This window comes from Cupriavidus sp. 8B (genome assembly GCF_054589115.1).
On record NZ_BAAILO010000432.1, the window covers coordinates 15,007 to 30,197 of the forward strand.

Annotated in this window: 13 protein-coding genes; 3 read left to right on the forward strand and 10 right to left on the reverse strand. The window is 66.1% G+C overall.

Annotation, left to right across the window (positions count from 1 at the left end; all coding sequences use genetic code 11):
• Positions 1-143: 143 nt before the first annotated feature.
• The 9 genes from ACYP5B_RS41085 to ACYP5B_RS41125 form a co-directional block, all read right to left on the reverse strand.
• The gene (locus ACYP5B_RS41085) at positions 144-974 is read right to left on the reverse strand and encodes a TetR/AcrR family transcriptional regulator (protein ID WP_267602315.1); all 831 of its coding nucleotides are present in this window, start codon (positions 972-974) and stop codon (positions 144-146) included.
• 96 nt (positions 975-1,070) lie between these two features.
• On the reverse strand, positions 1,071-2,336 hold the full coding sequence (locus tag ACYP5B_RS41090; protein WP_459573461.1) for an MFS transporter: 1,266 nt from the start codon (positions 2,334-2,336) through the stop codon (positions 1,071-1,073).
• A gap of 66 nt (positions 2,337-2,402) precedes the next feature.
• The gene (locus tag ACYP5B_RS41095) at positions 2,403-3,158 is read right to left on the reverse strand and encodes a maleate cis-trans isomerase family protein (RefSeq protein ID WP_459573462.1); all 756 of its coding nucleotides are present in this window, start codon (positions 3,156-3,158) and stop codon (positions 2,403-2,405) included.
• Between the two features lie 12 nt (positions 3,159-3,170).
• Positions 3,171-3,650 carry a thioesterase family protein gene (locus ACYP5B_RS41100; protein WP_400096014.1) on the reverse strand — a complete coding sequence of 160 codons (480 nt, stop codon included), beginning with the start codon at positions 3,648-3,650 and terminating at the stop codon, positions 3,171-3,173.
• Complete coding sequence (locus ACYP5B_RS41105) at positions 3,647-4,804, reverse strand: FAD-dependent monooxygenase (RefSeq protein ID WP_459573565.1); 1,158 nt, start codon at positions 4,802-4,804, stop codon at positions 3,647-3,649. The genes ACYP5B_RS41100 and ACYP5B_RS41105 overlap by 4 nt, the downstream gene beginning before the upstream one ends.
• A 20-nt stretch (positions 4,805-4,824) precedes the next feature.
• Positions 4,825-5,697: a VOC family protein gene (locus tag ACYP5B_RS41110; RefSeq protein WP_318233499.1), complete on the reverse strand. Its 873-nt coding sequence runs from the start codon at positions 5,695-5,697 to the stop codon at positions 4,825-4,827.
• 1 nt (position 5,698) lies between these two features.
• The gene (locus tag ACYP5B_RS41115) at positions 5,699-7,399 is read right to left on the reverse strand and encodes an AMP-binding protein (RefSeq protein ID WP_459573463.1); all 1,701 of its coding nucleotides are present in this window, start codon (positions 7,397-7,399) and stop codon (positions 5,699-5,701) included.
• Between the two features lie 72 nt (positions 7,400-7,471).
• A complete protein-coding gene (locus ACYP5B_RS41120; protein WP_459573566.1) occupies positions 7,472-8,659 on the reverse strand; it encodes an alpha/beta fold hydrolase in 1,188 nt (395 codons plus the stop codon).
• 281 nt (positions 8,660-8,940) lie between these two features.
• The gene (locus ACYP5B_RS41125; protein WP_459573464.1) at positions 8,941-10,008 is read right to left on the reverse strand and encodes a porin; all 1,068 of its coding nucleotides are present in this window, start codon (positions 10,006-10,008) and stop codon (positions 8,941-8,943) included.
• Positions 10,009-10,365: 357 nt separating this feature from the next.
• Here ACYP5B_RS41125 and ACYP5B_RS41130 point away from each other — a divergent pair, with 357 nt between their 5' ends.
• A complete protein-coding gene (locus tag ACYP5B_RS41130) occupies positions 10,366-10,830 on the forward strand; it encodes a DUF4126 domain-containing protein (protein ID WP_318233503.1) in 465 nt (154 codons plus the stop codon).
• Between the two features lie 18 nt (positions 10,831-10,848).
• Here the strand turns inward: ACYP5B_RS41130 and ACYP5B_RS41135 are convergent, their stop codons facing one another.
• Entirely contained in the window at positions 10,849-11,112 is a 264-nt protein-coding gene (locus ACYP5B_RS41135; RefSeq protein WP_459573465.1) for a hypothetical protein, read from the reverse strand.
• 603 nt (positions 11,113-11,715) lie between these two features.
• Here ACYP5B_RS41135 and fliD point away from each other — a divergent pair.
• Complete coding sequence (fliD, locus tag ACYP5B_RS41140; protein WP_267602307.1) at positions 11,716-13,146, forward strand: flagellar filament capping protein FliD; 1,431 nt, start codon at positions 11,716-11,718, stop codon at positions 13,144-13,146.
• Positions 13,147-13,286: 140 nt separating this feature from the next.
• Entirely contained in the window at positions 13,287-14,993 is a 1,707-nt protein-coding gene (locus ACYP5B_RS41145; protein WP_459573466.1) for an MBL fold metallo-hydrolase, read from the forward strand.
• Positions 14,994-15,191 lie beyond the last annotated feature (198 nt).

The following is a 15,191-nucleotide window of genomic DNA, read 5'->3' on the forward strand; positions in this document are numbered from 1 at the left end:
GATTGCAAGTTAATTGACAGCAAGACAAATAAGGAATTTCCACTACTGGGGAGAGCAACAGCCGGAGGCGGGAATGCGCAGGGTGCGGCGAGACGCAATGCGGCTCGCCGTCACGAAAGGCAGGCGGAACGAGGGCATCAGAATCAGGCTTTCCTGGCGCGGGGCTTGCGCGGCGCGGCGGCGCTGGGGCTGGCCACGGGGGCGGCGGCAAGGCCCGCGCCCCGCTTCCAGCCCTCGATGCCATCCAGCGTAATGCGCAGCCCTTCCTCGAACGCAATCTCCGAACTCAGGCGCGAGAATGACTTGCTGACAAATCGGGCGCCGGGATACTGCAGCGGCGACACGGCATCCAGCTTGCTCTCGATAAAACGCTGGTGGTGGACCGGCAACTGGCGGGAGGCTTCCGCCATGCTGGCGGACACAAGGTATTGCGCCAGCAGATGGTAGCCAAGCGCGACCTGGTCCGCATTGAATCCGCCCTGCATGAGGGCCGACGTCATCCGGTTGAAGAACTCCATCCCGTAGTCGGTCTCGCCCGGCTGCACGTCCTGGAACAGCCGGAAGCGGTTGTGCGAGGCCACATAGATGCTCACGCCGGGGTTTTCGATCGCCACCTGGAAGCTCAGCCGCGCGAAGGACTCCACGTCGTGGCGCCAGTCTCCGGTAAGCGACGAGAGCCGGGCCAGCCGCTGCCGGTAGTAGTCATTCAGCACGCCGGAAACCAGTTGATCCCGCCCGCCAAGGTAATAGTGGATCAGCCCGGGTGCCACGCCGAAATCCTTGGCCAGCTGGACCATGGAGATCTGGTCCAGCGGCATGGTCTTGGTCAGCTCGATGGCGCGCTGCAGGATGGCGAACCGGCTCAGCGTGGCCTCCGCGCCGATGGGCGAGTCCGTCTTGGGCGGACGGCCCCGGCGGCGCGGCGTGGCGGGAGGGCTTTCGGCTACGGTGGCGATTTTCTTGGCGGCTGGCATAGGTCGGTGGCAGATCGGTGCAGATGGCGCGGCTTGATAATTGCGCCAGTGCTAATTCTACCCGTCAACGGTCCCGGCCTGGCCCCAAGCCCGTGCTCATGCGCTGGCGGCTGCCGGTGCCACGGCCGGTAGATCGCCCGCACGCCGGTACCGGCCAAGGGAAAGCGTCAGCGCGCCGGCCAGCAGCAACATGCAGCACAGTACCAGCAGCGGCGCATCGTAGCTGCCGTGGCGGTCGAACCAGGCGCCAAGCCCGATCGGGCCGATCACCGCGCCAAATCCGTAGCCCGAGAACGCAATGCCAAACAAGGCGCCAAAGGATCGCAAGCCGAAGTAGGAACGCACCAGGTAGGAGATCAGATCACCCTCCGCGCCGATGGTGAGGCCGATCAGCGTGGTGGCGAGCAGCAATGCCTGGTAGTCATGCGCCGAGCGCAGCAGGAAGATGCCCAGCGCGCCACCGCCAAAGAACACGCAGGCGACGAACGGGGCGTGGATCCGGTCGATCAGCACCCCGGTCAGGATACGGCCGATCAGCAGGCCGATGCCCACCATCGAGGCGCTGCGCGCCGCATCCGCCGGGCTGAAGCCGCGGTCGGCGAACATCGCCGGCAGATGGGGACCTAGCGACAGCGTGGCGGAGGACGCCAGCACGAATACCGCCCAGATGGCCCACAGGCGATAGCTGCGCAGTGCTTCAACAAACGGGACGCCATCCACGGCCTGGCCACGAGCGGCGCCCTGCGCCCGTCCGGCCGTCTTGCGCTCACGCAACAGCGAGCATGCCAGCAAGGACAAGGCGATCGATCCCGCGCCGAGCACAACATAGGCAGTGCGCCAGCCGTATCCGGTCACAAGATACTGCGCCGTGGCGGGCATCAGCACGGTGCCCGCCCCCAGGCCGCACATGGCCACGCCAAGTGCGAGGCCAAGACGGCGGTCGAACCACTGCGGCAGCACGGCGAGATAGCCGAGCACCGACGTGGCCGCGCCGAACACGCCAACCACCACCGACAAGCCGACCCACATGGCCTTGCTGCCGTTCTGCAGCGCCATGCAGGCGGTGGCAATGCCGAAGACCACCGCGGACACGGCGATCACGCGCCGCACGCCATAGCGGTCCATCATGGTGCCCACGAGCGGGCTCACCACTGCCAGCCCGAACATCGAGGCCGCGTAGGACAGCGACGCCTCCGAGCGGCCCCAGCCGAACTCGGTGGCCAGCGGCCGCACGAACACGCCGGCGGTCGCGTTGAACAGCGGCGCATAGCCGGCCAGCATGCCGAGCGCCGCGCCTAGCACTACCGTGATATAGGTCCACCTTCCGGCGGGGCACGGTGCGCGATGGGCTTCCTGAATCATGTTGTCTCCTCGGGCGCTGATGGCCCTTTCGTTGCGCCTTCGTTGTGCTTTCGTTGCGCTCGTTGCCTACGCCAGCCCGGTCGTGCTGCCGAGATACGCGCCGGCACCCGGCGCCACCGCATCGAGGCCCAGGCGCCGCAGCATCTGCCGCGCCGTGCAGATGGCCGTCGAGGTGACAGGCACGCCCAGCGCCAGCTGCGCGCGCTCGATCGCGGTGAAAGACGGCATCTGCACGCACGCGGACAGCACCACCGTGTCCACGCCGACGGTGTCCAGGCGCTTCATGTCCTGCAGCAACTGCAGCGGGTCGCGCTCGCCGACTTCCAGGTTGTCGAGGATCGAGAAATTGATCGCATCCTTGACCTCGATGCCCTCGCTCTCGATGTATTCGACCACGGTGCGCGTCAGCGCGTCGCTGTAGGGCGCCATCAGCGAGATGCGCCTGGCGCCAAAGTCCTTCAGCTCCTCGACCAGCGCGCCAGCCGAGGTCATGATCGCGGGCCGGTAAGGCGCGTCGGCAATGGCCGCGTTCAGGTCTTCGATCACTTGCCGGTGGTAGCCACGGCCCATGCACATCGTGGCCACCAGGCAGGCGGTGCTCATCACGTCCACGCGCGCGTCGGCGAGTTCCAGCGCGCAGCGGCCCATGTCGCGGTTCATGCGCTCCAGTTCCTCCGCCACCACGCGGTGCATGCGCACGCGGCTTGAATGAAAGGAGAAACGCTCCGGCAGTTGCTGCATGCGCCCGGCGAAGACGGCCGGCACTTCGCGCTCCATGGTGATGTTGGAGCTGGGGACAATCTGGCCAATTCGGTAATTCATCTTGGGTTCGCTTTAGGTCTGAGGCTCGGTCCGGGCGGGGACGGTGGCCGGCTTGCGCAGAAAAACGCTGAGCGCGGCGCGCAGGGAATCCGGGATGGGCGTGCCCACGCGCGCGTCCAGCCGCACGCAGATCGGGGAGAACATGGCATCGAACACCGGCGCGCCGTCGGGGCGGCGGGCGATGCAGCGGATGTCATAGGCGCGCGTGCGGATGGCTTCGACAAAGCACTCGATGTCGATCACATCGTCCGGCCACAGCGTGCCGATGAACTCAAAGCGCATCGCCTTGCACGGCGTGCCCACGCCATGCGCCTCGCCCAGCCGCCCTGCTCCGCCGGCCATGTGGTCGGCAAACAGGCCGACCGCGCCCAGCAGGTAGTCGGTGAAGCGGCCGGTGTACACCACGCCGGCGGGATCACAATCGCCCCAGCGCACCGTACGGCGGACCACGAAGGGCTGCTCGCTGAGCACATACTCGGTGGCGCGCATCATGGCTGCGGTGTGGTGAGATCGGAGACGCCCGCGGCCGCCAGTTCGGCGATCAGGATGGGATACTGCTCGCGCAGCCGGATCACATCCACGCGACCGGTGCGGGTCATGAAGCGGTAGACGAACTCATGCGGCGTCGCCACGTTCATCCACTCGCGGATGCGCTCATACCAGTTGTACGAAGCCTCCGACGCTTGGATCAGCTTGGCCTTCTGCGGGCGGCGCACGTCGTCGTAGCGCTGCAGGGCCACCGGCACGTCATCGGGGAACGCCACGATGGCCTCGGCCAGCGCGATCGCGTCTTCCATGGCGATGCGGGTGCCCGAGCCGATCGAGAAGTGGGCGCTGGTCAGCGCATCGCCAATCAGCACCTGGTTGCCAACGTGCCAGGTCCGGTTGACCACGACCGGGAACTGGCGCCAGTTCGAGTGATTGGAGACCAGCTTGTAGCCACCCAGCTCCGCGGCGAACACCATCTCGAACAAGGCCTGGCGCGCCTCGTTGGACATCGCGTCCATGGCGAATTCCTGCCAGGTCTGGTGATCGCACTCGGCCACGAAGGTGCTCATGGAGTCCGAGTACGGGTAGTAGTGCGCTACAAAATAGCCACCCTTGTACTGCCGGAACACCAGGGCCGGGTTGGGGAACGCCTTCTCCACGCCGTACCAGGCAAAGTGGTTGGTCAGGTTGCGGCGCGTGGTGCCAAAGCCCTCCTCGTTGGACGCCCGCAGCAGCGAGTTGACGCCGTCCGCGCCCACGACCAGGTCGGCGTCGATGGCCGAGAAGTCGCTGATCCGCTGGTTGTACGTCACCCGCACACCCAGCTCGCGGGCTCGCGCCTGCAGCACCGACAGCAACTGGATGCGCGGAATCGCGCCGCCGCCCGCGCCGGGACGCTTCATGGTGATCGGGGCCTCATGGCTCACGATGGTGTGCTGGTCGCTGAAGCGCATCGCCTTGGCGAGTTCGTCAACCACTGCCGGCGAGGCAGCGCGCAGGTTGGACAGCCCGGTGTCGGCCAGCACCACGCCGAAGCCAAAGGTGGCGTTCTCCGGGTTTTGCTCGTAGATGTCGATCTCCACCGACGCCAGCCGCTCCTTGAGCAGGATGGAGAGGAAGAGCCCCGAGGGGCCGCCTCCGATGATGGCGACTTTCATGGCGGCCTTCATGGCGGCTTTCATTGCGCCTCCCCCGGGGAAATCACCAGCGCGTCCATGTCGAACTGGACGATGCGCCCGGCCAGGCCGCCGGTCAGCGCGCCGTACCAGACTGCCGGCTTGAAGCCGAGCGCCTTGCGCCGGAAGTGGATCTGCGGATTGCCGTCGATGCGCACATAGCCGTTTGGCAGCGGCGTGGTGGCATAGCCTTCGGTGGTGCGCGCCACGTCGATCAGCGCGGCGAATTCCGGCACGTCCAGCACATAGACCGATGCGCGGCCGGCCTGCTCCGGCGCCGTGCCGATCTGCGCGGCCTTGGCCTGCCAGACGGGTTCGATGGAAGTAAAGGCCGTGGCGGCGTCGGCGGCTTTCTCCAGCGCCATGGCGGCCTCGATGGTCAGCCTGGCGTCAAGCGCATCGGCCTCGCTGAACGGGCGCAGCTGCCAGGTGATCTCGATCGGATAGCCGTTGGGATCGTTGAAGTAGATCGACTCGATGACCTCGTGGCGGATCTGGTAGCGCACCGGAATGCCGACCGCCTCCACGCGCTGGCGCCATGCCAGCAGCTCCGCTTCGTCCCGCACGCGCCAGGCGGTGTGCGTGGCGCGGTCCTGGTAGTGCTCGCGTACCGCCAGCCAGTCCGGCCGCTCGGTGCCGATGTAGTAGAAGAAGGCAATGGTGCTGCTGTTGCCGCTGTCGAAGAAGAAGTGCAGGAAGTCCGCATGGTTGTCCGGGCCCCAGCCCTTGGCCGAAATGGCGTGGACCAGCGGCAGGCCGAGCAGGTCGCGGTAGAAATGCACGGTCTCGGCCAGCTTCCAGGTGGGACGCGCGGTGTGGTGCACGCCGTGCAGTTGCACGGACGGCACGCCGACAAGGTGTTTCGCTTCGGTCATTTCACTTCCCTTCGGTTACGGTGTTGCCGGCCGTCTCGGCCTCGAGCAACTGGATGATCTGCTGGCGCAGCAGCACCTTGCTGAGCTTGCCGGATGCGGTCAGCGGGAACTCTCGGATGACTTCCAGCCGTTCGGGCCACTTGAACTTGGCCAGCCCGGCTTCCTGCAGGTATTGGGTCAGTTGCGCCAACGTGAGATCGGTTGCCGGCGGCTCGGGAATGACGAAGGCGCACACGCGCTCGCCATAGACGCGATCCGGCATGCCCACCACGGCCGAGGCCAGCACGCCCGGGTGCAGGTTGATGACGTTTTCCAGTTCCTCGGCGTTGATCTTCTCACCGCCGCGGTCCACCACATCCTTGATGCGGCCGCAGAAAAAGTAGTAGCGCTTGCCATCCACCACGCGCGAGGTCATCAGGTCGCCGGAGCGGTAGAAGCCGTCCGCGGTAAAGCGGGTCACGTCTTCCTGCTCGGACTTGTAGTAGCCGCGGATGGTGTAAGGCCCGCGGAACAGGGCCTCGCCGGGCTCGCCGTCGGCCACGGGATCCTCCGTGCCGGGGTACACGAGCTTGACCTCGTCATGCGTGGACACCGGACTGCCGACGGAGGTGTCGCGGATCTCTTGCGGGTCGTGCTTGCGGGCGAACATGATCACGCCTTCGGTCATGCCGAAAATGTGGTGCGTGGGCGAGCCGGTCAGCCGCGTGAGGCCGGCGGCGTTCTTCGTCGCGATGAAATTCCTGCGCGAGCGTGCGCTGGCATCGGACTGCGCCAGCTCCGGCGCAATGCGCGTCAGGATCGGGCCCGCCACGCCGAACCAGGTAGGCTGGTAGTCGCGCACCAGGCCGCGCAGGTTCTCCTCGCTGAGATCCGGGGTGACCGTCAACGTGGCGCCGGTCAGCAGGAACGGCCCGAAGAAGCAGCCCATGTTGAGGTTGTGCATGTACGGCGTGGGGAAGAACAGCACGTCGTCCTTCGTATAGCCATTGCAAGCCGCCACCGCGCGCATGTTGTACAGGTATTCGTTCTGGAAGCGCGGGATGATCTTGGGCACGCCCGTGGTGCCGCCGGAGAGCTGGAACACGGCAGCCTGGAAGGGATGGGGCTTGACGCCCGCCAGGATCTCGCGCGCCCTGGCCAGCGGCATTTCCTCGATCAGGTCGGCCAGCAGCACCGCGCTGCCACGACGCTCGCCACGCGCCTGCAGGATGATGGAAAGGCTCGGCACTTCCGCCTGCATCTCCTGCGCAAAGGCCACGTCGTCGAACCTGGCATCGTCGCCCTGCACCACGTGCAGGCGCGCTTCGCAAAGATTGCCGAGATAGCCGATCTCCAGCTTGCGGAACGCCTGCAGCGAGCAAAGCGCAATGATGCCCGCCTTCAGGCAGCCAAAGAATGCCAGCAGCAGCTCGTTGCTGTTGCCGCACTGGAACACCGCGCGATCCAGCGGCCGCAGGCCCAGCGCCAGCAGCGCGGCGCCAAGGCGCTCGGTTTTCTCGTCCAGCTCGCGGTAGGTCAGCCGGCCCTCCGGGCCCACCAGCGCGAGCCGGTCCGCGTTGGCCTGGAACGACGCGCGAAATGCGCCGACCAAGGTTTCTTGTGTCAGCACGCCTTCGGCAACATAGCGCCGCAGCCGGTCTTCGTCGGGGTACCTAACGCCCGCCAGTAGCTCCGGGGGCCGTACCGATTGGGATTGCAACATGTCTGTCTACCCTTGCTTGTCTGTTTTTTTGCTGGCGCGCCGAACGTGGCCCGACGCGCCGGATGACTTGCCTTACACCATCAGCTCGCGCAGCCACTCGACGATGTGCGCCCCGGCGATACGCTGGCCCGGCTCTTCGTCGCGGCTCAATGCCATGCCATGGTGATTGCCGCGCACGCGGATATGGCGCTTTTCCGTGCTGCCGATCTGCTCGTAGACTGACTCGATATCGGCGGGGAACGTGCACTGGTCTCCGGTGTACTCCAGCAGCAGCGTGGGCTGGTGCACCGCGCCGATGGTCTTGTCCAGCGACGCATTGGAAGTCAGGCCCGACCAGGTCGACAGCCAGGATTCCGGTGTTACCACGCGGGCAAAGCCAACGCTGCCCCAGTTGGAGACAAAGGGATCCTCGCCCCACAGCGAGCCCGTCTTGCGGTCCGACGGGTCCAGCGTGATGTCCCAGGAGCGCAGGTCGGCGTCCGTGCGCCAGACGTGGAAGATAGGCGCATGCGCGGCCACGCGCCGGTCCAGATCGGTGCCGCCACCTGCCTTGATGCGCTGGCGGGCGTCTTGCTTGATGTGCAGCAACTGCCTGGCATGCTCGTCGATCCGCCTGACCCGCTCTTCCTGCGCGGCACGATAACGCGCGACAAAATCCGGCGCATAGCTGCCGCGCCCGCTGGCGGCGTCGAAGCCGTTTGCCGCGCAGAACGGGTCGAGCGAGGCATCGGTCTGCATCGGATCGTTCTCGTCGACAACGGAAGGATCGAGCCCGGCCATCAGCAGCTTGCCCTGCCCCGGATGCGGCGACACCAGGATCATGCCGTCGACGGTGGGCATCTGCAGCTCGGCCAGGTTGGTCGGCCGCCCGCCCGGGGTCCTGGCGATGCGCTGCGATGCCGGCGTGAGCGCCTGCTGGTTGTAGAAGGTGTAGAGCGATGCGCCGCCGGAGTTGCCCAGCAGCACGATGCGCTCAAAGCCCAGCTCGCGCAGGTGCGCCATGCCGGCCGCCACGTCGAACAGCGCGATCTCATGCTCCAGGCGCAGGTCGTTGCCGATCGAGCGGGGGCCCTGCACCCAGCAGGCGCAACCGGCGTCGAGGATGAACGGCACGAGGTAATGCGTGATCGCCATCTCGCGGGGGTGCATCACCGAGACGACGGTCTTTTCCTTGCCGGTCGCCGTGAAGAGAAAGCCGAGCGTGCGCTGGCCATCCGCGGTACCCAGCGCATACGGGACCATCTGGTAAGGGCGCGTCATCAGGCGCGCATCCCACGATGCGCCACGCATGCCTGCTGTTACCTGTGCCTTGATCTGCTCCATCACGGCGTCTCCTTTGATTAAATGCTACCGTCTCAATAATTTAGGCGTTATTTGATTGTATGTCAATTAATAGTAAACCTTGTCTCGCGCCAACACTGCACCCACCCCACGATGCGCGCAAAAAGAAAGCGGCTGCACCGTCAAGTCGATGGGCAGCCGCCAAGTGTCGGCGTTAGCCGCACAGGAAAGTGCCAGGTGAAAAGCGCGCTAGCCGCCGCTCAGAAGCTATGCCGCAGACCCACCACCGCGCCCAGCTGGTTGGCGCCAGGCACGATCGAGCCGTCGTAGCCGTTGGCACTGAGCGCGGACCCACCCTTGTTCTTCGTGTAGGAAGCCGTCAGGTAGGCGTCGGTGCGCTTGGAGAACCGATAGCCGGCCGACAGCACAAAGGAGATAGGATCCTTGGCCGAGGTGCGGTCATTGGTCTTGTACACGGCGCCGGTCAGCGCAACGGCTGGCGTCAGGTTCCAGTTCACGCCGGTCCACATCAGGTCCGTGCGCGACATCGACGCCAGCAACTGGCTCGCCAGCCGGCGGTAGCCCACGTAGACGCTGACCGCTTCCAGATCCACCGCGGCCGCGCCGACATAGCGCCGCTCGGTCTTGCCGGCCGTGGCCGCGCTGCTGCCATTGAGCTGGTCGTACGCGCCGCCCACGCGAAAACGGCCGCTCTGGTAGGTAAAGCCGGCGCTCATATCGCGCCCCACACGGCTGTTGCCCGGCACTTCCGAGCCATTGGCCACGGTGGAATCCACCCCGAAGCTGTACAGCGCCGCTACCGTCAGCCCGCCAAACTTGCCGGTGTACTTGGCCGCGTTGTCCACGCGTCCCGCCAGCCAGTTGTCGTGGCTGAACGACGAGTACTTCGGCGCGAAGAACATGGGATCGAACGCGATGATCAGGTCGAACATCAGGTTGTGATGCCGGCCCAGCGTGAACTGGCCATAGGTGCTGCTGTCGAGGCCGACATAGGCCTTGCGCCCAAAGATCCGGCCGCCCTGGGAGGACGATCCGGTATCGAGCACCATGCCGCCTTCGAGCACGAACACACCCTTGAGGCCGCCACCGAGATCCTCCACGCCACGCATGCCCCAGCGGCTGCCGGCAATATTGCCGGAGGTCATGCGCAAGAGGCTGTCGCCCTGCTTTGCCGCGTTCGGCACGCGGTTCAGGTATTCGATGCCCGCATCCACCACGCCATACATCGTGACGGACGATTGGGCTTGCGCTTGCCCGTGGGTCAGTGCCGCGAGTGTCGCCGCGGCCATGGCCAGTGCTTTGTTCATTACGTCTCCTTGATTGGGTCTTGTCCGCAAGCTGCGATCGGCCTGCGTCTGGTCGTGCGGTCTCCTGACAGGCAGCCTCGACGACGAATGCTCACCCAATCAATTGATATACACTCAATAAATACTATTGAGTTTTGATATGGTGTTAAATAATGGTTTTCCCGGTGCACGGCATGTCAGGCAGACGCTGCGCAAGCCTCGGGGCCGGCCTGCGCCTTCTCGCTCAAACGCTTGCTTCGCCATGCGCCGCTGGCATACTCGCCATGCGGGTTAGCGCACGTGCCCGCGCATGGCACGGGCTTAAGCTCATCGCGTCAGCCGTGCCACCTTTGTCAGCCCTGATTGAGAACAGACGACATGACCCTGTACTTGCTCTCGCTTTTTATCGGCATCGTGGCTGGCCTGCGCGCCATGACGGCACCCGCCGCCGTCAGCTGGGCGGTCCACGCAGGCTTGCTGGACCTGTCGGGCAGCTGGCTTGCCTTCATGGGCTATCGGTTCACGCCCTGGATCTTCAGCGTGCTGGCCGCGGTGGAACTCATCACCGACAAGCTGCCCGGCACGCCGAGCCGCAAGGTGCCGCAGCAGTTCAGCGCGCGCATCCTTTCGGGGGCGCTGTGCGGGGCCGCGATCGGGGCGGGTGGCGGCTTGCTGGTGGGAGGGGCCATTCTTGGCGCCGTGGGCGCCGTGATCGGCACGCTCGGCGGCGCGGCTGTGCGCGCGCGCCTTGCGGCGATATTTGGCAGGGACCGGCCGGCGGCGGTGATCGAAGACCTGGTTGCCGTCATCGGCGCGGCGGTCATGGTGCTGTCGCTGGCTTAGGCAGCGACGCCAGCCGGCCTATAAAGGATCGACCAGGCTGCGGATAATCTCCGCCAGGCGGGCCGCGCGTGCGCGCCCCTTCGCGTCCAGGCCAAGCGCGCCGCCCGCGGCCAGCGCCTGCAGGCCGAACGCGGCGTCGGTCATGTCGCGCCACGACGGGTGATCGGCGTGCATGGCCTCGAGCGCCTGCGCGCCGGCCGCCAGGCGCTGCGGGTCGGGCTGCAGCCCTGCCGCCAGGTCTTCCAGTACCGCCGCTGCGTCGAGCAAACCCTTGCGGTTCATATCGGCATCTCCCTCTCGAACTTGATGGCAAATGACCAGTCCCGCAGTGTTTTTTTTGCAGGCCGGACGATGGATTTCGCTGTCGTTGGCAACGCGCCAGGCGCGGCGCCAACCCAGGCGATATGCGCGGACTTTCACCTCTTATTCTCTCAATTGGACCCTGACCCACGCCGCTACGATCTCGAACGTGAAGAGTGAAGCACACGATCGGGATTACCCCCTGGTTCCCGGTCGGTGCGCACCTCTTCTGCGCGAAACGAGGGCAAGATCGGCGCACACAGCCGACAGATCAGCGATCGGGGTGAAGTCAGCATCTTAATGGCCCGTGGCCTCCCACGGCCGTCCCGGCGTACCCGTATCTACCCTCGTGTCGACAGCATCAAGGGCGACGCGACAGCCAGGCGACGGGCACCGGATTTCCTGCCCGGGAACCATCGGCTTGTCGCAATACAGCGCACGCCAATGGCGACGCCATCGATCAGTACTTCGCCCGAGGAAGCCCTGCGTGCCGGCCGTAGCATCCGCGCGCAACTGGCTCTCCTGACTAGCCGGGCCGCTTCGGCGGGCCGACCTCCTCCAACACGCAATTAAGGGATTGCAACCATGGCTATTTCCTCGATAGGTGTCGGGTCCAAGCTGGAACTGAGCACCTTGCTGGACAATCTGCAAAAGGCGGAAGAGACCAAGCTCACCGCCCTGACCAAGAAGGCCACCGTCCACACCACCAAGCTCTCCGCTTATGGTCTGCTGCAAGGGGCGCTGGCTTCGTTCCAGAATGCCGCCAGCGCGCTTGGCACGGCGAGCCTGTACAACAGCACCACCACCACGTCCAGCAGCACCAACGTGCTGGGCGTCGTGGCCGACAAGTCCGCGATGGCGGGCAGCTATGCGGTCAAGGTGACGCAACTGGCGCAATCGCAGACGCTGGTGTCCAACGGCATCACCGACAGCACGGGCCAGTTGCTGGGCAGCGCCAAGATCAAGATCGAGTTCGGGACCACTGAGGGCGCCGTCTTCACGCCCGGCACCGGCACGCCCGCCTCGATCAACATCAACGGCACCAACAACACGCTGACCGGCATCCGCGATGCAATCAACGCGTCCAATTCGGGCGTGACCGCCAGCATCGTCAACGATGGCGGCAGCACGCCGTACCGCATGGTGCTGACGTCCAACGCCACGGGCGCCAAGTCCAGCATGCGCATCTCGGTGGAAAGCAACGGCGCCGGCGACCCCAGCACCATTGCCGGCTTGCTGGCGTATGACCCGGCCGGCACCAAGGCGATGAAGCAGAACATCGAGGCCCTCGATGCCAAGCTGACCATCAACGGCATCGACGTGAGCAGCCCGACCAACTCGGTGCAAGGCGCCGCGCCGGGCCTGACGCTGAACCTGCTGAGCAAGGGCGACAGCACGGTGACCGCCGTCACCGACACCGCGACGATGGCTGGCGCCGTGCAGGGCTTTGTCACGGCCTACAACACGCTGCAGAGCACCGCCGCGAAGCTGTCCGCCTTCGACAAGTCCAACAAGGGCACCCAGTCTCCGCTGCTGGGCGACGCGACCCTGCGCACGATCCAGAACCAGTTGCGTTCCGTGTTCAACACGCCGCAAACCGGCGCCAGCGACTCCAGCCTGGTCAACCTGACCCAGATCGGGATCTCGTTCAAGGCCGACGGCTCCATGGGGCTCGACACTGCCAAGCTGAACAAGGCGCTCGCCAGCAACCGGACCGGCGTGGCGCAGCTGTTCAGCGGGGTCGACGGCAAGTCCGGCTATGGCAATCAGCTGGCGGAAATGGCGAAGTCGTTCAGCGCCACGAAGGGCGCGCTGACGACGGCCACCGAAGGCATCAACACCAACCTGAAGGACCTCGATAGCGCCTATACCCGCACCTCCGCGGGCATCGACGCCACGATGTCGCGCTATCGGGCGCAGTTCCAGCAGCTTGACCTGATGATCAACCGGCTGAACTCCACCGCCAGCTACCTCACGCAACAATTCGCGGCGATGAACAACACGTCCACGAAGTAGGCGGCACCATTGCCGTCCCGCCTGCGAGGGCGGGACGGCCCCGCGGGCGGCTTACCGTCTCGCTATCCCTCGGTGGCATAACCGTGCGATGCCGCTACACTGTCGCCTGATCCCAGCCAGTCCATCAGGAACCGCCCCACATGCGCGAACAAGAACAGAGCGGAAGCACCCCTCCTTTACGATCCCCCTCGCTGCGCCAAGCCGCAAGCATCCTGGTCGCGCGCGATGGCGCGGCCGGCATGGAAGTGCTGCTGGTGCGCCGCCCCGAGCGCAACGACGACCGCAGCAGCGGCGCCTTCGTCTTTCCCGGCGGCACGCTCGACCCTCAAGACAGAACCCTGCACGATGCCTGCGCCGGCCTGGACGATGCCGCGGCCAGCAAGCGTCTCAAGCTGCCTGACGGCGGCCTGGATTTCTACCTGGCAGCCGTGCGCGAGTGTTTCGAGGAAGCCGGCCTGCTGTTTGCGAGCGATGCCAGCGGCAAGCTGATCGCGCTGGACACGCTGGATGCCACGCAGCAGGCATGGCTGCGGCAATCCGCGCGGCGCGGCGGCCCGGGCATGGCGCAGCTCTGCGAGCGGCTTGGTGTGCGCCTGGCGGTGGACCGCCTGGCGTATCACAGCCACTGGCTGACGCCACCCGGCTTGCCCAAGCGCTTCGACACACGCTTTTTCGTGGCCGTGGCGCCCGCCGGCCAGTCCGCCACGCACGATGGCGACGAAGCCGTGGAGCATCTCTGGGTACGCCCGAGCGATGCCATCGATCCGGCGCGCGGCCTGAAGCTGGTGGCCGTGACGCGGCGCACGCTAGCCTCGATTGCCCGCTTCGACACCGCCCAGGCCTGCTTTGACCATGCGGCGCAGCTGCGCGACATTGCGCGCATCATGCCGCGCCTGGCCCAGGGCGGTGGCGGCCTGCGGCCCGTGCTGCCCTCTGAGCCTGCCTATGCCGAGATCGAGCGCATCGACCCGCAAGGCCAGGGCCATGCGCGCTATGAGCTGGCGACCGGCGCCGCGGTGCGGCTGTCCGAGCGCGTCTGGCGCGTCACCGCCGGCAATGGCAGCGTGATGACCGGGCCCGGCACCAACACGTACTTTGTGGGGGACCCCGCGCGCAACGAATGGGCCGTGATCGATCCGGGCCCCGACGACGAAGCCCATGTGGCCGCCGTGCTGGCGGCCGCACCCGGCCCGATCCGCTGGATCCTGGCCACCCACACCCATATCGACCACTCGCCGGCAACGCCCAGGCTCAAGGCCGCCACCGGCGCGCCGGTGCTGGGCCGCCCCGCGCCGCCAACGCCACGCCAGGACCAGACCTTCCAGCCCGAGCGCATCCTGGCGCACGGCGAGCGCCTGGCGCTGGGCGAAGGCTGCACGCTGCGCGTCGTTCACACGCCGGGACATGCATCCAATCATCTTTGCTTCCTGCTTGAGCAAGAAAAGACCTTGTTCACCGGCGACCACGTGATGCAGGGTTCCACCGTCGTCATCAATCCACCCGACGGCGACATGCACGCATACCTGGCCTCGCTGGCCGCGCTGCAGGACGAAGACCTGGAATGGCTCGCGCCCGGCCACGGCTTCCTGATGCCCCGGCCAGCCGATGCCATCCGCACCCTGATCCGCCATCGCATGCAGCGCGAGGCAAAGGTGCTCAACGCGCTGCGCGAGCTTGGCGAAACCGGCATCGATGCCTTGCTCCTGCGCGTCTACGACGACGTGCCGGAACGCATGCTCCCGGTGGCAAAGCGCTCGCTGCTGGCGCACCTGCTCAAGCTGGTGCAGGACGGCCGCGTGCAGGAGGTCGACGAGCAGTGGAAGATAGTGGAGAACGCAGCAGGCTGAAACGCCGCGGAATGCAAACAAAAAGCCGACCTCGATAGGTCGGCTCGGCTTGGCGACAAAGCCGGCTCGGCGTTGTCGTGCTCCCCTCTCCCGCGCGCGGGAGAGGGGCTGGGGGAGAGGGCGGGCGCTCGTTACGCCAGCGTGCTGGACAAAACCATTGGCTTCGCTTCCAGTGGCTCCTAGCCAAACCGCCCCGCT